Annotated in this window: 25 protein-coding genes and 1 tRNA gene; 5 read left to right on the forward strand and 21 right to left on the reverse strand. The window is 47.4% G+C overall.

Annotated features, from left to right (window positions below; all coding sequences use genetic code 11):
* Positions 1–109: 109 nt before the first annotated feature.
* Together ACCC71_RS08610 and ACCC71_RS08615 are read left to right on the forward strand one after the other, a co-directional pair.
* Complete coding sequence (locus ACCC71_RS08610; protein ID WP_434309224.1) at positions 110–334, forward strand: hypothetical protein; 225 nt, start codon at positions 110–112, stop codon at positions 332–334.
* A gap of 629 nt (positions 335–963) precedes the next feature.
* Positions 964–1,440, forward strand: coding sequence for a hypothetical protein (locus ACCC71_RS08615; protein ID WP_434309225.1), 477 nt, complete (start codon positions 964–966; stop codon positions 1,438–1,440).
* Between the two features lie 770 nt (positions 1,441–2,210).
* Here ACCC71_RS08615 and ACCC71_RS08620 read toward each other — a convergent pair.
* From ACCC71_RS08620 to ACCC71_RS08640, 5 genes are all read right to left on the reverse strand, one after another.
* Positions 2,211–3,068 carry an IS3 family transposase gene (locus tag ACCC71_RS08620; protein WP_434311829.1) on the reverse strand — a complete coding sequence of 286 codons (858 nt, stop codon included), beginning with the start codon at positions 3,066–3,068 and terminating at the stop codon, positions 2,211–2,213.
* Positions 3,032–3,610 carry a helix-turn-helix domain-containing protein gene (locus ACCC71_RS08625; RefSeq protein WP_434309226.1) on the reverse strand — a complete coding sequence of 193 codons (579 nt, stop codon included), beginning with the start codon at positions 3,608–3,610 and terminating at the stop codon, positions 3,032–3,034. The genes ACCC71_RS08620 and ACCC71_RS08625 overlap by 37 nt, the downstream gene beginning before the upstream one ends.
* A gap of 98 nt (positions 3,611–3,708) precedes the next feature.
* Positions 3,709–3,981: a type II toxin-antitoxin system YafQ family toxin gene (locus tag ACCC71_RS08630; RefSeq protein WP_434309227.1), complete on the reverse strand. Its 273-nt coding sequence runs from the start codon at positions 3,979–3,981 to the stop codon at positions 3,709–3,711.
* Between the two features lie 2 nt (positions 3,982–3,983).
* Complete coding sequence (locus ACCC71_RS08635; RefSeq protein WP_434309228.1) at positions 3,984–4,193, reverse strand: hypothetical protein; 210 nt, start codon at positions 4,191–4,193, stop codon at positions 3,984–3,986.
* A 70-nt stretch (positions 4,194–4,263) separates the two neighbouring features.
* Positions 4,264–4,473, reverse strand: a complete 210-nt coding sequence (locus tag ACCC71_RS08640) for a helix-turn-helix domain-containing protein (protein WP_434309229.1) — start codon at positions 4,471–4,473, stop codon at positions 4,264–4,266.
* A gap of 276 nt (positions 4,474–4,749) precedes the next feature.
* Between ACCC71_RS08640 and ACCC71_RS08645 the strand changes: the two genes are divergently transcribed.
* The 3 genes from ACCC71_RS08645 to ACCC71_RS08655 all read left to right on the forward strand — a co-directional run bounded on the left by ACCC71_RS08645 (position 4,750) and on the right by ACCC71_RS08655 (position 5,616).
* Positions 4,750–5,025: a hypothetical protein gene (locus ACCC71_RS08645; protein WP_434309230.1), complete on the forward strand. Its 276-nt coding sequence runs from the start codon at positions 4,750–4,752 to the stop codon at positions 5,023–5,025.
* A gap of 109 nt (positions 5,026–5,134) precedes the next feature.
* Positions 5,135–5,371: a hypothetical protein gene (locus ACCC71_RS08650; protein WP_434309231.1), complete on the forward strand. Its 237-nt coding sequence runs from the start codon at positions 5,135–5,137 to the stop codon at positions 5,369–5,371.
* Complete coding sequence (locus tag ACCC71_RS08655; RefSeq protein WP_434309232.1) at positions 5,368–5,616, forward strand: hypothetical protein; 249 nt, start codon at positions 5,368–5,370, stop codon at positions 5,614–5,616. The genes ACCC71_RS08650 and ACCC71_RS08655 overlap by 4 nt, the downstream gene beginning before the upstream one ends.
* Before the next feature lie 299 nt (positions 5,617–5,915).
* Here the strand turns inward: ACCC71_RS08655 and ACCC71_RS08660 are convergent.
* The 16 genes from ACCC71_RS08660 to ACCC71_RS08735 all read right to left on the reverse strand — a co-directional run bounded on the left by ACCC71_RS08660 (position 5,916) and on the right by ACCC71_RS08735 (position 19,608).
* Positions 5,916–5,988 (reverse strand) — tRNA-Thr (locus ACCC71_RS08660).
* A 105-nt stretch (positions 5,989–6,093) separates the two neighbouring features.
* Positions 6,094–6,276, reverse strand: coding sequence for a DUF6472 family protein (locus tag ACCC71_RS08665; RefSeq protein WP_434309233.1), 183 nt, complete (start codon positions 6,274–6,276; stop codon positions 6,094–6,096).
* Positions 6,277–6,285: 9 nt separating this feature from the next.
* Positions 6,286–7,026: a 23S rRNA (guanosine(2251)-2'-O)-methyltransferase RlmB gene (gene rlmB / locus ACCC71_RS08670; RefSeq protein ID WP_434309234.1), complete on the reverse strand. Its 741-nt coding sequence runs from the start codon at positions 7,024–7,026 to the stop codon at positions 6,286–6,288.
* Positions 7,023–7,433, reverse strand: coding sequence for a Mini-ribonuclease 3 (locus tag ACCC71_RS08675; RefSeq protein ID WP_434309235.1), 411 nt, complete (start codon positions 7,431–7,433; stop codon positions 7,023–7,025). Before ACCC71_RS08675 ends, rlmB begins: the two co-directional genes overlap by 4 nt.
* Positions 7,418–8,818, reverse strand: coding sequence for a cysteine--tRNA ligase (gene cysS, locus ACCC71_RS08680; RefSeq protein ID WP_434309236.1), 1,401 nt, complete (start codon positions 8,816–8,818; stop codon positions 7,418–7,420). Before cysS ends, ACCC71_RS08675 begins: the two co-directional genes overlap by 16 nt.
* Positions 8,805–9,509, reverse strand: coding sequence for a serine O-acetyltransferase EpsC (gene epsC / locus ACCC71_RS08685; RefSeq protein WP_434309237.1), 705 nt, complete (start codon positions 9,507–9,509; stop codon positions 8,805–8,807). The genes cysS and epsC overlap by 14 nt, the downstream gene beginning before the upstream one ends.
* 129 nt (positions 9,510–9,638) lie before the next feature.
* Entirely contained in the window at positions 9,639–11,027 is a 1,389-nt protein-coding gene (locus ACCC71_RS08690; RefSeq protein WP_434309238.1) for a glycine--tRNA ligase, read from the reverse strand.
* 15 nt (positions 11,028–11,042) lie between these two features.
* Positions 11,043–11,702 (reverse strand): hypothetical protein, encoded by a 660-nt coding sequence (locus tag ACCC71_RS08695; protein WP_434309239.1) that lies wholly within the window; start codon positions 11,700–11,702, stop codon positions 11,043–11,045.
* Between the two features lie 277 nt (positions 11,703–11,979).
* Positions 11,980–13,071: a 30S ribosomal protein S1 gene (gene rpsA, locus ACCC71_RS08700; RefSeq protein WP_434309240.1), complete on the reverse strand. Its 1,092-nt coding sequence runs from the start codon at positions 13,069–13,071 to the stop codon at positions 11,980–11,982.
* Positions 13,052–13,897, reverse strand: coding sequence for a 4-hydroxy-3-methylbut-2-enyl diphosphate reductase (gene ispH / locus ACCC71_RS08705; RefSeq protein WP_434309241.1), 846 nt, complete (start codon positions 13,895–13,897; stop codon positions 13,052–13,054). Before ispH ends, rpsA begins: the two co-directional genes overlap by 20 nt.
* Positions 13,894–14,562, reverse strand: a complete 669-nt coding sequence (gene cmk, locus ACCC71_RS08710; protein WP_434309242.1) for a (d)CMP kinase — start codon at positions 14,560–14,562, stop codon at positions 13,894–13,896. Before cmk ends, ispH begins: the two co-directional genes overlap by 4 nt.
* A gap of 63 nt (positions 14,563–14,625) precedes the next feature.
* Positions 14,626–15,873 (reverse strand): NAD(P)/FAD-dependent oxidoreductase, encoded by a 1,248-nt coding sequence (locus ACCC71_RS08715; protein WP_434309243.1) that lies wholly within the window; start codon positions 15,871–15,873, stop codon positions 14,626–14,628.
* 393 nt (positions 15,874–16,266) lie between these two features.
* On the reverse strand, positions 16,267–17,670 hold the full coding sequence (locus ACCC71_RS08720; protein WP_434309244.1) for an oxaloacetate decarboxylase subunit alpha: 1,404 nt from the start codon (positions 17,668–17,670) through the stop codon (positions 16,267–16,269).
* Positions 17,671–17,684: 14 nt separating this feature from the next.
* Positions 17,685–18,809: a sodium ion-translocating decarboxylase subunit beta gene (locus tag ACCC71_RS08725; RefSeq protein WP_434309245.1), complete on the reverse strand. Its 1,125-nt coding sequence runs from the start codon at positions 18,807–18,809 to the stop codon at positions 17,685–17,687.
* A gap of 24 nt (positions 18,810–18,833) precedes the next feature.
* On the reverse strand, positions 18,834–19,178 hold the full coding sequence (locus tag ACCC71_RS08730; protein WP_434309246.1) for a biotin/lipoyl-binding carrier protein: 345 nt from the start codon (positions 19,176–19,178) through the stop codon (positions 18,834–18,836).
* 34 nt (positions 19,179–19,212) lie between these two features.
* A complete protein-coding gene (locus ACCC71_RS08735; protein WP_434309247.1) occupies positions 19,213–19,608 on the reverse strand; it encodes an OadG family protein in 396 nt (131 codons plus the stop codon).
* Positions 19,609–19,656 lie beyond the last annotated feature (48 nt).

Consider the following 19,656-nt stretch of genomic DNA (forward strand, 5'->3'; position numbering starts at 1 on the left):
ACGTATATAAAAAAGGCGGTATAGCTAAAAACGTGCACTTTTTGCACCCTCTTCTTTCCACTTTGATAGAGAAAGGCAATCGTATGGACAAATTTAAAGAGGTGACATATTGACCAATAAGAACGTAACCAACGTATTCAATGATATATTTGCCTGGTGGAAGAAATACCGGGACGAGCCGCCGGATGAAAACCTGCTAGAACAGATGGCGAAGGAAGGTTATGAGATTTGCCGGAAATACTTCGCCGCAGATTTGGCGGTTCATATGGTGGATGATCTGGTCCGGATAAAAGAAAAAGCCCTTTGGAAGCGGCAACTTCCGCCGGGCAAGTAACACGGACACACGCAAGGCCGGTCACATGATTAGTATACCAGACCGGCCTAAAATAAGAAAGGTAATTCTGATAGAATTTGCAGACCTTAGTGTTGGTTTTTGTTGGAAGGATTTGTGAGGCCCTAAAAAGAGAAATCGGAGGCCCTAAAAAGGCAGGAGGACAGGCCCCCCTATGGATTGAAACAAAATGTCTCTGGGGAGACCGGTGAGTGGAGCTTCATTTTACTCTCAGGTCGCACGTAAGCCCCTCCCCTCTTTTCTGGGTGAAGTGTGGACGAAGCAAGGAATTTTGTATGCAAGTGTACGCAAGCCGTAACCGAACGGATATAAGCGAACGTTCTTTATGCTGGATACCAAGAAGAAAGAACGCTGTATACGGTACGGGCCTAAGAAACCTAAAAAAATACAAGGGAATACAAGGTTTCTGTAAAACGAAACAAACACAAAGGTCGCAATGAGACTTTTTTCAAAACAAACAATTATATGGCTTCGCGTTGTCTGATGTCCTCCTGCTTTCAGCAGGCAGGAGGATGTTGAGAAATGTCAAGGTTGCAGGGCATCTGCTTTCAGTAGGCAGGAGGGATGAACCACGGGCGAACGGCGGAGCCTAACAGGAAGGATGGTATATTATGAGATTAAATACAGGCAGATATAAAGAAGTAGCCGGGGAAAAGCATCTAAAAGATGCCGATGTGGCGAGAATGGCTGGAATGACAGCAAAAGCTTTTTCATGGATTCTGGAAAACCAATTTGCAGACATGGAAGTAATTGAGATTATCGCGGATGCTATCGGATGCAATGCAAAGGAACTGGCCTTGTCCGATTATGAAGGTTATGCGGAAAATGTGATCGAATGGATTCGAGATCAGACAAGGGCTACGGTCAGCCTGTCTCAGAAAAGAACAATAGGCAGAGTCCGGAAGCTGGCAAAGGAACATCCGGAGAAATGTCAGATCGTGGCCGAAAACAAGGACGGAAGTATTTGCGCCCATATCCCGGTTAGCTGGGTGAAGATCAGCCCAACGGCACGACGTTCCGAAAGTCAGAGGGCCGCGGCGAAACGGAATGTTCTGAAAATCCGTAGTCTGGGGCATGAAAACAGGTGATTTTCCATTTTAAAGCCGGACAGGTATAAAGTATTGCCTAGAGATGAAAAAGAGGAAATCGGGCGGTTTTATATCAAGTGGGACCGCCCCCCGGCATATGAATTCTGGCTGGTGGAGCTCTCCTACACCGACCGCCCCCTTTTATGAATAAAAATATCCCGGATTAAGTTTTGACCGACGGCCCGGCAAGGATAGAGCTATTGAAATCCAATTTTTATTGTGCTTATCTCGTTCATCCCCCCTTTTCTAAAAATATTTAGAGATGGAAAAGGCTACCCTACCCACTAGGCTAATCGCACAAATTCGTCCTCAAAGGGTGGGGGGGGATTCGTCCTCCTGCCGGATGGTTAATAGGAACTACTGAACGCAAATCTACGTTGAGTTTTCTCAATTCGGGGGAGAACGTGTAACGTGGGGTTCCCCACTTTGGCGGCGGACTTTTCCGCTGTAAGATCACCTCAATTTTGAGGGGATGTGCATCCAATTTTGGAGGGTCCTTATCCCTGGGAGATGTGTCCAGTTTTGGACCGGTCTCTAATAGAGAATGGGAAGCGGTTAAAGCTGTGAGAAAGCTGAGGAAAAATAGAAAAAGGCGTAAAAAATCCTCCTGCTTTTCTTGACGATAGCAGAAGGAAAGGTTATAATAGACTTAACAAGAGAGCCGTTAGCTAGAGTACACCTAGCCGCCGGTAATCTTTGGCTTAAAAGTAGCGCCTTATCTTACCAGGACTGATATGTACCCAGAATCCTGGACACATTGATTTTATGAATTAGGCACAACAACACATGGATGTTTCTCTGTATTTTACAGGGGGCATCCATTTTGTTTTTGCCTGAATTCTTACGTTGTTATAATAGTTTATATATTCGTCCACTGCTTTTGCAAAATCTTCAAATGATTCGTACTCTTTCTCATATCCATAAAACATCTCGTTCTTAAGTCTTCCAAAGAAAGTTTCCATGATACAGTTATCATAACAGTTTCCTTTTCTTGACATTGACTGCCTAATACCATGTTCTTTTAAGGTGTTTCTAAAGGAGACATGCTGATACTGCCATCCTTGATCAGAGTGCAATATCAAGCCTCTAACAGATGGAAATTTCTCAAAGGCTCGATTCAGCATACGATTGATCTGTTCCATATTTGGACTTAATGATAAATCGTATGAAATAATCTCATTTGTATTCATATCTAAAATCGGAGAAATATAGCATTTTCCCCATGAAAAACGAAACTGTGATACATCCGTTGTCCATTTTTGTAATGGTGCGGTTGTACTGAAATCTCTATTTATGAGATTGTCTGCAATCTTCCCAACTTTGCCTTTATAAGAATGGTATTTTTCCTTAGGGCGTTTTCCTAACAGTCCCATACTATGCATAAGCCGCTGAACGCGCTTGTGATTGACTTTATATCCTTTGTTCACCAGTTCTTTATGTATGCGGCGAACACCATATCTGCCTTTGTTTTTTTTGAAAATATCTTTGATTTTATCTGCCAACTCCCTATTTCTCAACTCTACAGAATCTGTTTTGCTTAGCTCAAAATAATAGGTTGATTTTGCCATTTCCATTGCTTTTAAAAGGTGTTTTAATTGGTATCCTTTTTCTCGGAGTTCTTTGATGATTGCTGCTTTTTCGCCTTGAGTAGCGCAGCTTGCTTTTCTTCTCTCAAGGCGATCTCTTTTTTTATTACTTCATTTTCTGCTTTAATATATTCATTTTCAGCTCTCAGACGTATCAATTCTTCCCGTTCCGTTTCGTCAAGTGGCCTGGGATTATTAATATTTACCTTTTTCGTTTTCATTTGAGGCTCCTTAGTTGGGCGACCTTTTTTTCTGTTTACCAGACCATTATAGCCCTTTGTCTTATATTTTTGAACCCATTGATAAAGCAGTCCGCCAGTAATACCTGATGAAAATGCTGCATCTTGTAAAGAACGACCTGCAAGGACTTGAGAAACTATTTCAAGTTTTTGTTCTGGTGTCCAATTTTTATTAAAGTTTTTATGTTTTAATACTTCTGGTCCATTAGTATCTTCCATTCTTACCCACCGTCGTATCATATCATGGAAATTTTTTGGTTCTTTAATTCCAATGGGAGTTTCAGGCCATCGGCCCTGACGATACAATTCAATACATTTTCTTTTGTACTCATAAGAGTAACGCATAAAAATACCCTCCTTACTGGTTTTGTCCAGTAAAGAGGGTACATATCAGACGAGGGCGCTACTTTTTGCGTGTAACTAAAACAACATAAATAGTTATACTACATTCCGAATAAGTCTGAGTGTGTCCCGGTTCGGTATAGTAAAAGCTCGCTCTCATCCTGACGATAAATCAATAGCCAGTCCGGTTCTATGTGACATTCTCGATAGCCAACATAATTACCTCCTAAGTTATGATCAGCATTTTTCGGAGGCAGTGCATTTGGAATTCGTAATATATCGATTACTTGCTGTAGTCGTTCCATCTTACAATGACGTTTGATACAAGTTTTGAAATCTTTTTTGAATTTAGTAGAATATCTGACATCAAGCATTGTTAATTCTCCATTAACTCGGCAAAAAGTTGTTCTGTAGAACCCGCAAAATGATGGCCTCCGCCGCTGTCTAGTTCAGCAAAGGCTTCTAGCGTTTCCATGTTTGGCATTTTGTCTGGAACAGCCGCCCCTTGTAAGTATGAAATAACATAAAATAGACGATTTTCCGGTATCTGATCAATGAGATTTTTAGCAAATTCGCGATTACTCATGGTATGCACTTCCTTTCGTGGTTATTGTATGCAGAGTCTAGGCAGATTATTAGATTCTATACTATGTAAATTATATAATAGTTCCATCGTCAAAAACAAATTCGGCACGCCATGTGCAACCCAAAATGGACGCAATTTGTTCAAGTTCCTCTTTAGTCAGAGTATTTCGTTTTACTTTCTGATTTAGATTTGAAGGGGTAGTTCCAATTTTTCGAGCTAGCTCTGCTTGGCTCATTCCCTTATATGATAAGGCCATGTTTAGTTTTTGCGCGATTGTCACAGTGTCACCTCCATTTTTAATATTATATAGCAAAAAATTGATAAAATCAAGCATAAGATTAAAATTATACAGCAAATACTATTAGAAAATGCTTGACAACGTTTAGCGTTTGCTGTATAATAAGGTATATCAAATAGAGAGCAACCGGAAAAAGACGTAAAAGCGTCCCAGGCCGAAAGCGTCCGATACTCCCAACCATATACCTGTGAAACGCTCAAGGGTAGGTCAGTCATAGCCAGGAAGATGATGGGAGGGTTGCAAAAAGGAGGTATCCCGATGGGAGAAAGAGCATTAGAAAACAGAGTGAAGAAGCTGAAAGAAATCGAAGCACAGGTGAAGGCCCTGGAAGAACAGGCCGAAGCCCTGAAAGCTGAGATCAAACAAGACATGGAACAGAAAGGGCAGGAGGAAATAAAAGCCGGTTCCTTTGTGGTCAGGTGGAAAACCATCATTTCCAGTAAGTTTGACAGCAAGACATTCAAAGCAGAGCACGAAGCACTTTACAACCAATATGCCCGTCAGATTAGCGGCAGGCGGTTCACAGTGGCATAAAAAAGAGCCCTTACCAGAGCGGCCACTCTGATAGGGGCAATTACCCAAAACTAGACTTAAGGGTGGTTTGATTATACCATATCAGCCGCCCAGATGTAAAGGAGGCAATATGGAAAAGTGGAATAAACTGCGGGATGTGATCGCAGAGCTCCGCGACATGCAGGAACGGGCCTGGATTCCTATCTTGGCGTTGGTGGAAGATTATTTCAGTATTACGGATGAAACGGCAATTTTAAAGTTTCATGATCGGGCGCGGGTGCAATGTGATATCGCCCACGATTATATTTTTCGAGTAGGGGAACTAACAAGTGAAGCATATGGAATATTGGCTGGGCAGGGGGTATGAGAAAATCAGAATTGCTCCAAGAACTTGTGAGACATGCAGGAACGCTAAGTAAAATTCGTTTGAAGCAGCTTTATGAGATCATGGAGTTCTTCCGCAAGGCGGCCAATCCACAAGAATGTAAAACTTTAACAGATGTAGAATGGTTAAAAATGTTATTGATTATAGGTATCCTGCGTTTAAACGATGCTGAGCAATTAGGGCATCTGCATAGCTTACTTATGTGGAGGAAGAAGCAGGAGGCGTGATTCGATCAGAAAATCGACTACGAATAATAGGGGCTCAGATTCTTTTGTCTGAATTGGCATGTTAAGAAATGTTAATGCCAAGCCGTCTATGCGGCGGGGTTGGAGTTGGGACGTTTAACCATTCCTGGACATGCTGGAAAATGCTAGAAAGTGTCCTTCTGCCATCGACTGAAAATATAAAACAATTTTCAATAAACACCAAATAAACACCAAAGGCCTAATTTGCCCCCATTTTTCGGGAGCTTACTTTTGGCAATAAAAAAGCCAGAACCCACGCTTTCACGTGTTTTCTGGCAATCAGCTGCTAAGCGGATTTGAACCGCTGACCTCATCCTTACCAAGGATGCGCTCTACCTACTGAGCTATAGCAGCAACCTCTGCAACCGTTCTAGTCCGATTGCGTCAACATGACATAATATACTATAAACCAACGGGTTTGTCAAGCGTTAAATTTCCCTATATCACCATAATTTTTTTCTACATCTGCTTTCTCACCACGCGGTACTCGTCCCCCATCTGGAAATAGGGACATTCCCGCGTATCCCCCCGCAGAAACCTTGCCATCTCATCTTCATCCAGACTCATCACGCAGGAATAGCACTCAAACTCCTCATCGTATTCATAGTTGGCACAGTATTCACATCCGCCGGTATTTTTCATTTTATCCCTCTATCCCAAACGCTGGCGCACGATCTCATAGGCCAGAACCCCTGCCGCTACCGAAGCGTTCAGGGAATCGATATCACCCTTCATTGGAATCGATGCAATCATATCGCAGTGCTCCCTCACCAACCTGGATACGCCGTCGCCCTCATTTCCAATCACAAGCCCGATCGGCCCCTTCAGATTCATACGATACATCAATTCGCCTTCCATATCCGCGCAGACAAACCAAAGCCCTTTTTCCTTTAAATCTTCCATGGTCTTCGTCAAATTCGTCACTTTCGCTACCGGCGTATAATTCAGCGCGCCCGCCGAAGTTTTCGCCACGGTTCCAGTCAGGCCAACCGCCCGGTTTTTCGGGATAATAACCCCGTGGGCCCCAGCTAGATTCGCTGTCCGGATAATCGCTCCTAAATTGTGAGGATCTTCAATGCCATCTAAAAGAAGCAAAAACGGCGGCTCTCCCTTTTCCTTTGCCAATTCCAGCATATCCTCCACCGAAGCGTATTCATAAGCCGCTGCATAGGCAATCACACCCTGATGCTTTCCGGTCTCAGACATTCCATCCAACCGTTCTTTTGATACAAACTTGACGATGGTTCCCCTCTTCTTCGCCTCGCGCAAAACCGTTTGAATCGGCCCATCCTGGCATTTTTCCTGAACAAAAACCTTATCGATCGACCTGCCGGATCGGAAAGCCTCTATGACCGCGTTGCGGCCTTCTATGGTATATTCTTCCATTCTCATAACATCTCCAATCCCTGACGGATCAAAGCAATCATCCGCTCTTCCTGCCCACTCAAATAGAGATATCCCATCAACGCCTCAAAGCCAGTAGCCCTCCGGTAATCTCCCGTAGTCGCGTGCTTCGCCGTGGTGGCCGGATGGGCGTTTCGCCCTCTCCGGTACACCATAATTTCCTCTTCCGTCAAATATTCCGCTAGTAATTCCGCCATCTTGGACTGAGTTTCCGCCTTTACCAGCTTACTGGTGGCCAGATGGAGCTGCTTCGGAGGCCGACTCCCCTGCTCCACGATCTTTGTCCGAATGACCAACTCATAAACCGCATCTCCAAGAAAAGCCAAAGTCAAAGGGGAATACGTCCGGACATCTCCGCCCGGAAGCGCAAACGACGCCCTTATGCTTTCTTCCATTTTACGCCTTCTCTGGTATCTTCCAAAAGAATGCCTTTTTCCGCCAGCTGATCCCGAATCTCATCCGCACGGGCGAAATTCTTTGCCTTTCTTGCCGCCTGACGCTCTTCAATCAAAGCTTCAATATCCGCATCCAGCAATTCTTCCTTCTTCTGGGTCACAATTCCCAAAATTTCACAAAGCATCTCCAAGTTTTGGGAGAGATACGCGGCAAATTCTTTTCCAATTCCAGCAGCCATCGAAGTATTGGCATACTTCACCAATTCAAATACCGCGGAAATCGCATCCGCCGTATTGAAATCATCGTCCATGGCAGCATCGAATTTCTCTACATAAGCGTCCACCGATGCTTTCTCGTCTGCCGTCATCGGCTTCTCCGCGACCCGTTCCTTTTCTTCCTGCAGCTTCTGCGCCGCCGTCACGATACGCTCCAGTCCATTTTTTGCAGCTTCCATCAAATCCGCGCTGAAATTAAGCGGACTGCGGTAATGGGCGCTCAACATAAAGAAACGCAGCACCTGTAAATCATAGTTCTCGCTGATGTCACGCACGGTAAAAAAGTTCCCCAGAGACTTGGACATCTTCTTATTGTCAATATTTAGAAAAGCATTGTGCATCCAGTAGCGGGCAAACTCTGTCCCGCTGGCCGCTTCGCTCTGGGCAATCTCATTTTCATGGTGCGGGAAAACCAAGTCCTCTCCGCCGCCATGGATATCAATCTGATCTCCCAGATACTTTTTCGACATGACCGAGCACTCGATATGCCAACCTGGACGGCCCTGGCACCAGGGAGACTCCCAGTAAGGCTCCCCTTCCTTTTTCGGCTTCCACAGCACAAAATCCATCGGGTCTTCTTTCTGCTCTTCTCCAGTCACCAGAAGGGAACGGTTACCGGACTGAAGATCATCCAGGTTCTTTCCGGAAAGTTTTCCATAACCTTTAAATTTTCTTACGCGAAAATATACCGTGCCGTCTTCCACCGCATAGGCGTACCCTTTTTCAATCAGGGTGGCAATCATATCGATCATGCCGCCGATCTCCTGAGTCGCCAGCGGATGCGTCGTAGCAGGGCGTACATTCATCCCTTCCATATCCTTTTTGCACTCGGCAATATACCGCTCCGAGATCACAGTAGAATCCACGCCTTCTTCCACTGCCTTTTTGATAATCTTGTCGTCCACGTCGGTAAAGTTCGATACAAAATTTACCTGATAGTCTTTGTGCTCAAAATAGCGGCGCACCGTATCAAAAAAAATCATCGGACGTGCATTGCCAATATGAATCAAATTGTAGACGGTCGGACCGCAGACATACATCCGCACTTTTCCCGGCTCAATCGGAATAAATTCTTCTTTTCTCCTTGTCAATGTATTATAAATCTTCATGGATTTCCTCCTTCTTTTCCTCAAACTCCTGGGAATCTTTCACTGAAAGCTGCTGTTCCATCCGTTCTATGGATGCTCTCAGCTGCTCATTTTCTCGTTTCAGCTGATCAATATCCGCTAAGACCGGATCCGGCAGATGCACCTGGTCCATATCGTCCCGCGGAATCCGTACATTGTCCTGCTTCACAATACGGCCCGGCACACCGACGACAGTGGAATTGGGCGGAACCGGCCTTAATACCACGCTTCCAGCGCCAATTTTTGAATTGGCCCCAATGGTAATCGACCCTAGGACCTTCGCACCAGAGCTCACCATGACATTATCCTCTAAGGTTGGATGACGCTTTCCGGTTTCTTTTCCCGTACCCCCCAGGGTTACGCCCTGGAACAATGTTACATTGTCCCCGATAATCGTGGTCTCGCCAATCACCACACCATGGCCATGATCGATAAAAAATCCCTTTCCAATCCTAGCGCCCGGATGAATCTCTATCCCGGTTTTTCTGGCCGTTCTTTGAGAAATCCAACGTGCCAAGAAAAAATGTCTCTTTAAATATAGCTTATGGGCGGTTCGATAATGCAGCATCGCCCGAAAACTAGGGTATAGCAAAACCTCCATCGGCGACTTGATCGCTGGGTCCCGCTCCCGAATAATCAAAAACTCATCCCTGATACGATGAATCCATCCCATTCTTTCTCTCCTTACATCCAATAACTATCGTTTGACGCAAAAACTGTCATTCCAGCAAAGCGTCCGAAACACCACGCGTCCCGCCCGCCTCGGCGCAGAATGACAGTTCACTTTTCCTTCCGTTTCTTCTTAGAAACGGAATTTATCCTCAAAATAGCTTTTCAGTTCAGCAATTGGAACCCGCACCTGCTCCATGGTATCGCGGTCGCGGACCGTCACAGCCCCATCCGTCTCCGAATCAAAATCATAAGTGACGCAGAACGGCGTACCGATTTCATCCTGACGACGATAACGTTTTCCAATATTTCCACGATCGTCAAATTCACAGTTAAAATAACGGGAAAGCTCCGCGTATACTTTCTCCGCGCCTTCATTGAGCTTTTTCGACAAGGGAAGCACGCCCACCTTCACCGGTGCAATCGCCGGGTGGAAATGTAGTACCGTACGAACATCATTTTCCCCAATTTCTTCCTCATCATACGCGCTGCAAAGGAAAGCAAGGGTCACACGGTCGGCGCCCAACGACGGCTCAATCACATAAGGGATGTATTTTGCCTTTTCCTCATCGTCAAAATATCCCATATCTTCTCCCGACACATTCTGGTGCTGGGTCAGATCGTAATCCGTCCGGTCGGCGATGCCCCACAGTTCTCCCCATCCAAAAGGAAACAGGAATTCAATATCAGTGGTGGCCTTGCTATAGAAACTGAGTTCTTCCGGGGAATGATCTCTCACACGCATCTCATCGGGGCGGATGCCAAGGGTCTGCAGCCACTGAATGCAGTAGGATTTCCAATAATCAAACCACTCCAAGTCCGTATCCGGCTTACAGAAAAATTCCAGTTCCATCTGCTCAAACTCACGGGTTCGGAACGTAAAGTTTCCAGGCGTAATCTCATTCCGGAAGGACTTTCCAACCTGAGCAATGCCAAATGGCACTTTCTTACGGGAAGTGCGCTGTACATTTTTAAAGTTAACAAAAATACCCTGAGCTGTCTCTGGACGCAAATATACGGTATTCTTCGCATCCTCGGTCACACCCTGGAAAGTTTTAAACATCAGATTAAACTGGCGGATATCCGTAAAGTTGTGCTTCCCACAGGTAGGGCAGGGCACCTGGTGCTCATCGATAAACGCCTTCATCTGCTCCTGGCTCCATCCATCTACAGAGCCTTCCAGTGTAATCCCTTTCTCCTGACAGTAATCTTCAATAATCTTATCCGCGCGAAAACGCTCGTGGCACTCTCGACAATCCATCAGAGGATCACTGAATCCGCCAAGATGGCCCGAAGCTACCCAAGTCTGAGAATTCATCAAAATGGCGCAGTCCACGCCCACGTTATACGGGCTCTCCTGAACAAATTTTTGCCACCATGCCTTTTTCACATTGTTTTTCAATTCCACACCTAGGTTTCCATAGTCCCAGGTATTGGCAAGACCACCGTAGATTTCCGAGCCAGGGTATACAAATCCCCTCGACTTGGCAAGCGCTACGATTTTGTCCATTGTTTTTTCCATGTTCCCTCTCCTCTATTATTTAAAGATAATATATACCGTCTCGTCTCCGCTGGTGACTACTGTATTTTCGTCCGCCAAGCTCACCCCGGCGCTCATATACTGCACTTTTCCCTCTACCACCATACGGACTGGACCGGTCAACGCCACAAGAGAATATTTCTTATTTTTTTGAATAGCCTCCACATCCGCGGCGGAACCGTCCGCATTCACCATACCGGAAAAGTCAAGACCGGAATTAATTCCATCTGCAACCGTGCCGATAATCAAATCCTTGACACTTCCCGCATCTTCCGTTCCGTTGAATTTCAAATAGTCCTCGGCGCTTTTATAATTCAGCTTCGCCGTCGCATTTTGATTTTCTACTTTGAACTCATCGATAGAAATATTTAATTCATCCTTTTTATCCTCGAGATAGGCCAAATCCTTCCCGCATGTTCCTTTATTATATTCCTTTACGGCCGTTTCCAGAAAGGTTTTCATCTCATTCTCGTCGTAACGCGGCGCGTCAAACGCGCTGTTATCGATACTGACCGCCTCAAAACTGACGACTGTCTTATCCTTTTTCACAAAAATACTATTTTCCGTGGGCTCAAACTTCACTGAGCTGCACCCTGCCATGGCCAGAACCATCATCCCCGTGATCACTGTAGACAGTACCTTTTTCCAAGCCTTCATGTGCTCTCCTCCTAATACGACTCTGCTAATCGAGTCAACCCCCGCGGCTTTGACTCGCTGACTTAGTATAGTTTACCGTGAATTAGTACAAATTTCAAGCAATTTTTCCATTAACTTTCCGAAAAGAAAAACCGCCATTATGCTCCAAAAGCCTTCTCTCTTTGCTGCCCCGCCGCAGTGCGATCCATAACGGAACAGTTTTATTCTCTGGGTGATTCTTCGCAATTTCCTATAGAATAAAAAGGGCGGCTTTCCTTAGCCGCCCCAAAATAATATTTTACTCTTCTTCGCTCTCTTCAGCCGGAGCCTCTTCCTGCTCCAAAGCCTTTATGCTCAAGCTGATCTTTCTCTCCTCCGGATTGAAGTCAACGACAGTAGCCTGAACTTCCTGACCAATAGAAAGCACATCGGACGGTTTCTCCACATGCTCCTTGGAAATCTGAGATACATGCAGCAAAGCGTCTACGCCGGGCTCCAGCTCCACAAAAGCGCCAAAGTCGGTCATGCGGGCTACCTTACCGGTCACCACATTTCCCGCCGCATATTTCTCTTCCGCATTTACCCAAGGATTCTTATCAGGGAATTTCAGGCTCAACGCAATCTTTTCTCCTTTAATTTCCTTGATAAACGCCTCTACTTCATCGCCCACTTTGAAAAGTTTCTTCGGGCTCTCAATTCTGCCCCAGGACATCTCCGAAATATGCAGCAGTCCGTCCGCGCCGCCGAGATCAATGAACGCGCCGAAGTCAGTCAGATTTTTCACCTTTCCGGTGACAATCATGCCTTCCTCGATTCTCTCCATCAGCGCCTTCTGGGCAGCGGCTTTCCGCTCTACCAAAATCTGCTTGCGGTCGCCGATAATTCTTCTTCTCTTCGGATTAAATTCAATAATCACAAACTCAATTTCCTGATCCGAGTATTTGTTCAAATCTCTCTCAAAACCGTCGGATACCAGGCTTGCCGGAATGAAAACGCGGATGCCGTCAACCATCACGCTGAGACCGCCGTTTAACACCTGGGTTACCTTCGCTGTCAACACGGTCTTGTTCTCAAAAGCTTCCTCCAGCTCCTTGCTGCTGCGATCCTGAGCCAGTCTCTTATAAGAAAGAGAAACCTGTCCCTCGCCGTCATTTACCTTGAGAACTTTTACCTCCAGCTCGTCACCGATATGAACCAGTTCCGTCAGATCTGCAGATGAGTCGTTCGTATACTCATTCTTCGTCACAATGCCGTCTGCTTTATATCCGATATTCAGGCTGATCTCGTTTTCTTTTACGCCGATCACGGTACCCTTAACCACTGCTCCCGTACGTATTTGGTTTAATGAGCCTTCCTCATTCAGTAATTGTTCAAAGCTTACTTCTGACATAAGTATGAACCTCCTCGATAATATTATTCGGGGTGCTCGCCCCTGCTGTGATACCTACGCTACGTACATTAGGGAAACATTGCGTTTTCAAGTCAACGAGTGTCTGTACATAAAAAGTCTGATTGCACTCCGCCTTACAAATATCGTAGAGCTTCTGTGTATTAGAGCTGTGCCTGCCTCCAATCACGATCATCGCGTCCACGCCCTTGGCTATCGTCCTTGCCTCGATTTGACGTTCCTGTGTAGCATTGCAAATTGTGTTCACAACACTACTATGATAACCCTTTTCTTCCATTTTTTCAACTAGTTCTTGAAATTTCTTATAATTAAAAGTTGTTTGGCTTACCACCGTCATTTTTTCTGCTGGAGGTATGGTTTCAATTTCCTCTAATGTAGATACAACATAAGGTTTTGTGCGGCTCCAGCCGCAAATTCCAATCACTTCCGGGTGGTTTCGATCTCCTACGATGACCACCGTGTCGCCGGCTGCCGACGCCCTATCCACCGCTTTATGAATCTTTTTTACAAAAGGGCAGGTGGCGTCCACCACGGTCAGCCCCTGGGCATTCATTTTTTCTTGTACCTCGCGCCCCACCCCATGGGAACGAATGATGATCGTTCCCTCTGTAATCTTTGCCAACTCTTCCTCGTCATGGATAACCTGGACGCCTCTAGATTCCAAATCCGCTACCACTTCCTCGTTATGGATGATCGGTCCATAGGTATAGATCGGAAGCGTCCCTTGCCTGACCTGTTCATAGACCTGCTCCACCGCCCGTTTCACACCAAAGCAGAATCCCGCTGTCTTCGCCAATACGACCTTCATTTCATCCGCTCCTGATACAGCAGGAAAATCCTCTCCACCACTTGATCAATGGAAAGCTCGGTGGCGTCCACCAAAACAGCGTCTTCTGCCTGACGAAGCGGCGCGGTCTCCCGGTTCATATCCCGCTGGTCCCGCTCCCGAATATCCTTCTTGATCTCCTCGTAGGGACAGCTCTGCCCCTTTTCCTGCAGTTCCACATACCGTCTTCTGGCACGTTCCTCTACGCTGGCCGTCAGGTAAATCTTTAACGCCGCATCTGGAAGCACCACTGTCCCAATGTCCCGGCCGTCCATAATCACAGCAGTCTTCGCGGCTAACGCCTGTTGAAGTTCCGTCATCTTTCTTCTCACCGCCGGATAAACGGAGGAACAAGACGCCATATTTCCCACCGCCTCCTCCCGAAGACTTCCGGTGACGTTCTCGCCATTCAAATATACCTGCTGCGCGCCATTTTCATAAGCAATGGAAACCTCTGCGCTGGAACATGCCTTGGTAATACCGGCTTCATCTTCCGAAGAAAGCCCCAAACGCAAAAAATAAATACCCATCGCCCGGTACATGGCCCCTGTGTCCACATACACCAGACCTAATTTTTTCGCCACTTGCTTTGCCACGGTACTTTTTCCAGCGCCAGCCGGGCCGTCCACCGCAATATTTCGATTCATTTCTTGCCCTCTTTCCTAATTTTTACTCCTAACAAACATGCTTGTATGTCGAAAGAATCCTTGCTATCCTTCGGAAGCTCCGGCTGCCTTTCCTGCCGCGCGGCCAGTGCTCCAGGCAATCTGCAGATTATATCCACCGGTAAAGCCATCCAAATCGAGAATCTCTCCGACAAAAAATAAATGTTTCACCCGTTTAGATTCCATGGTTGCCGGATGAACTTCCTTCACGGAAATTCCTCCCTGCGTAATGATCGCCTCCGGATACCCACGCAGTCCCGTCAAACGCATGGGAAAAGCCTTCAACACACGAACCAGACTGTAGCGTGCTTCCCGCGTCACCTCGTGAACCGGGATCTCCGGAGGTATTTTCGATAGACGAAGTGCGACAGGAACTGCCCGCGCGGGCAGCAGATTTCCAACCACGTTTTTGAGAATCTTATTTTTCCCATTCTCGAATTCCCGCAGGATTCTAGCGGAAAGCTGTTCCTCTGACAACGCCGGCTTCCAATCAATGGTCAGCTCCAGAGGCCCTTTCTCCAACTCCTTTGCAACCACGCTGCTGGCGGAAAGCAAAGCCGGGCCGCTGACACCAAAATGGGTGAACATCATCTCCCCAAACCCATTGGTCAACTCCTTTTTTCCCTTTCGGATCGAGACCGATATATTCTTCAACGCCAATCCCTGTAATTCTCCCGCCGGACTTCCATCCCCAAATTCAGCTTCCATGGGAACCAGGGCAGGCCGCAGGGCAGTAACTGCATGTCCGGTCTGCTCCGCCCATCGATACCCGTCTCCCGTAGAGCCGGTGGTTGGATAAGAAAGGCCGCCCGTAGCCACAATCACCGCGTCAGCCTCCATCTTCCTGTCCTTTACATAGACGCCGCGGCACATTTCTTCTTCCACAAAAAGTCCGGACACTTCCGTATTCAGGCAAATTTGAACCCCCGCCTGCTCCAAAATCTTTTGAAACGTTTTTATCACATCGGAAGACTTATCCGAAACGGGAAATACCCGATTCCCTCGTTCTACTTTCAATTTCAGCCCGTGCGCCGTAAGCCAGTTCATCATATCCTGGCTATTCCAACTCCCATAGGAGGAATAGAGAAATTTGGGATTACTGACCATGTTCTCAAAAAAGGCGTCCCGATCGCATGCATTGGTAACATTGCAGCGGCCTTTTCCTGTAATATAAAGCTTTTTCCCCAACTTTTCATTTTTTTCCAGCAGGACTACCGTATGTCCATCCTCTGCCGCGGCGGCGGCGGCCATCATTCCTGCCGCGCCCCCTCCGATTACCAGTATTTTGCTCAATATCGCTCCTTTTTTATTCACATAGAAACGTGTTGTCAATTGGAGGTAATCATATCACAAATCCCCCTTTTTTTCAAGAATTCCCTGTCAGATTCCGTTGTCAAAAAATCCGGGGTGCAGAAGAGATATTGGAATATTTTGTATTTGCAGGAGCGTTAGTACTTCTTCGATTCCGAGAATTTGTATTACGAACAAAAATGAGACTGTTTGAGCGCAGCGAGTTTCTTATTTTTGTGAGTGTTTTTTACAAATTATCGAAATCTTAGAAGTACTTGCTCCGAAACCCTACAAAATATTCCAATACCGCTTCTATACACTTGACCTTTTGACAACGGAATCCGCCAAAACCAAAAGGCGCCTGCCAAAGCAGACGCCTTAAAAAGTGAACAAGTATTATTTTACCGGTGTTACGGAACACTCCACATCGCCCTGTACAGGAGCGTTGCCCTCTCTCACGGCCTTGCGGTGCTTGAAGAAATCCATCGCCACCTGAGGGAACAGCGCGTAGGACAATACATCCTCATCCTGCTCTTTCCAATCTGCGATCTCCGCCTCAAGCTTGGTCAGCTCCGGCTCAATCAGATCCGCCGGACGGCAGGTGATCGGTTCCTTGTCTCCGATTACCTTTTTCTGTACTTCCGCATTAAAAGGACGAACCGTCTGGCCATACTCACCGGCTAAGATCGCCTTGGTTTCCTTGGTCGACATCTTATAGCGCTCGCCCATCAATACGTTAAACACAGCCTGGGTTCCCACGATCTGGCTGGAAGGGGTTACCAGGGGAGGCATACCCATGTCCTCACGAACACGTGGAATCTCTTTCAACACATCGTAGAACTTATCTTCCGCTCTCTGGTCTTTCAACTGAGAAACCAGGTTCGACAGCATGCCGCCGGGTACCTGATAACGAAGGGTATTGATATCTACGCCCATTACCTTCGGGTTCAGCAGCCCGCTGGCCAACGCTTCCTCACGAAGAGGACGGAAATAATCTGCGATCTCGCTGAGCAGATTCTGATCCAGTCCCGTATCATACTCGGTACCGCGGAAGGTCTCTACCAGAACTTCCGTGGACGGCTGGCTGGTACCTTCTCCAAAAGGAGACATCGCCGTATCGATGATATCGCAGCCCGCCTCTACGGCACGCATATAAGTCATGCTTCCCACGCCGCTGGTGCAATGGGTGTGCAGCTCCAACGGCACATGGATATTTTCTTTCAGAACCTTTACCAGGGCTTCCGCCTCATAGGGCACCAGCAGACCAGCCATGTCCTTGATACAGATCGAATCTGCACCCATGTCCTCCATGCGTTTCGCCAGATCCACATAGTACTCGTGGGTATACGGCTCGCCAAGCGTATAGGAAATCGCGGTCTGCACATGGCCGCCTTCCTTTTTCGTCGCCTTAACGGCGGTCTCCAGATTGCGGACATCGTTCAGAGCGTCGAAAATACGGATAATATCAATACCGTTGGCAATGGATTTCTGTACAAAGTATTCCACTACGTCGTCGGCATAATGACGGTATCCCAGAATATTCTGGCCGCGGAACAGCATCTGCAGCTTCGTATTCTTAAAACCGTCGCGCATCTTACGCAATCTCTCCCAGGGATCTTCCTTCAGGAAACGCAGAGCCGCGTCAAAGGTAGCGCCGCCCCACATCTCTACTGCATGGTAGCCAACCTGGTCCATCTTTTCAATGATAGGGAGCATCTGTTCCGTCGTCATACGGGTCGCAATCAGGGACTGATGGCCGTCACGCAGAACCGTCTCCATAATTTTTACTGGTCTTGCCATATCTTATGTTCCTCCTATTTCACACCAAAGATAGCCATAAAGGTACCGGCTGCTACAGCCGTACCGATAACGCCGGCTACGTTGGGGCCCATCGCATGCATCAGCAGGAAGTTGGTCGGATCTGCCTCCGCGCCGACCTTCTGGGACACACGGGCAGCCATCGGAACTGCGGACACGCCGGCAGAACCGATCAGAGGATTGATCTTGCCGCCGGAAAGCTTGCTCATCAGTTTTCCCAGCATCACGCCGCCGAAGGTACCAAAGGCAAATGCAACCAAGCCGCAAAGCACGATCTTCAAGGTATCCGCCTTCAGGAAAGCCTCGGCGGAAGTGGTCGCTCCCACAGAAGTACCCAGTAAGATAACCACGATGTACATCAATGCGTTGGAAGCCGTCTCAGTCAACTGACGAACCACACCGGACTCACGGAACAGGTTTCCTAACATCAGCATACCAACCAGCGGAGCCGTGCTCGGCAGAATCATGCAGACCACGATGGTGATCACAACCGGGAACAGGATCTTCTCCAGCTTAGAAACCGGGCGAAGCTGTCCCATCTTGATCTTCCGCTCTTTTTCCGTCGTGCAGAGCTTCATGATCGGAGGCTGAATCAGCGGAACCAGGGACATGTAAGAATATGCAGCCACAGCGATCGGTCCCAGCAGAGCCACCTGCCCCAGTTTAGAAGCTAAGAAGATCGAAGTCGGGCCATCTGCGCCGCCGATGATGGAGATCGCCGCAGCCTCCGCACCATTAAATCCAACTACCATCGCCAGGAAGTAAGCCACATAGATACCCAGCTGAGCCGCAGCTCCCATCAGGAAGCTTTTCGGATTTGCGATCAACGGTCCAAAGTCCGTCATGGCGCCCACGCCCATAAAGATCAGGGACGGCAGAATCGCCCACTCATCCAGCAAATAGAAATAATGAAGCAGTCCGCCTTCTTCAATGATCGGCGGATAAATATTTACCAACAGCATACCGAATGCAATCGGTACCAGAAGCAACGGCTCAAATCCCTTCGCGATCGCCAGATACAGGAAAATACATGCGATGATGATCATCACATAGTTTCCCCAATACAAACTGGCAAACGCGGTCTGATCGAGCAGATTCGCAATCGTTTGTCCAATACTCATGATAATTCCTCCTCTGAAACCGGCTTAGTTCATGGTAGCGATCAAGTCACCAACCTCTACCGGATCACCTTCATGGAGAACTACCTGAGCCAACGTTCCGTCCTGAGGAGCTACTACCGGGATTTCCATCTTCATGGATTCCAGAATGACGATGCTGTCGCCCGCTTTCAGAGCCTGGCCCGCCTGGGCAACGATCTTCCAGATCTTACCGGCTACCGCCGCCTCTACGCGGACGCCGCCCGCCTGGCCTGCCGGCGCTGCTGCGGGAGCCGCCGCCGGTGCTGCGGGAGCTGCTGCTGCCGTCTGGCCAGTGGCCTCTACTGTTACGTCGTATGCTACGCCATTTACCGTAATCTTATAAGTGTTCATCTCTCTTCAATATCCTCCTAGTTTTGTACTCACCTTATTTACTTTTCTTGATGGATGTTACCTTGAAGTTTCCTCCGCAGGACTCTGCTACCGCTGCCAGAATCGCAGCCGCCACCGGGCCTTCTACCTCATCGGCGATCGTTACCTTTGCTCCCGCCATTGTACCAGGACCAGCCGGAACGGCCGCCGCAGGAGCTGCTGCCGGTGCAGGCGCGCCAGCCGGCGCTGCCACTGGTTCCTTTGCCTTTGGCTTGTCAAGCTTGTTGATAAACTTGAACAGCGAGATCACGAAGCTCAGAAAGATCAGGACGATAAATACGACGCCTAGGCCGACAACCATATTCATCAAGCCTTCCTGAACCTGTTGTCCCAGCGTTTTCGCGCCTTCCGCCGCTGTCGCTGTCAGGCTCATAGCTGCCAAAAATGTCATCTTGTTCACCTCTTCTTTTTAGTTTTTTGCTCTCTCCCTCATATATAT

Origin of the sequence: Hominifimenecus sp. rT4P-3 (assembly GCF_051055405.1) — a bacterium.
Classification (GTDB): domain Bacteria; phylum Bacillota; class Clostridia; order Lachnospirales; family Lachnospiraceae; genus Pseudolachnospira.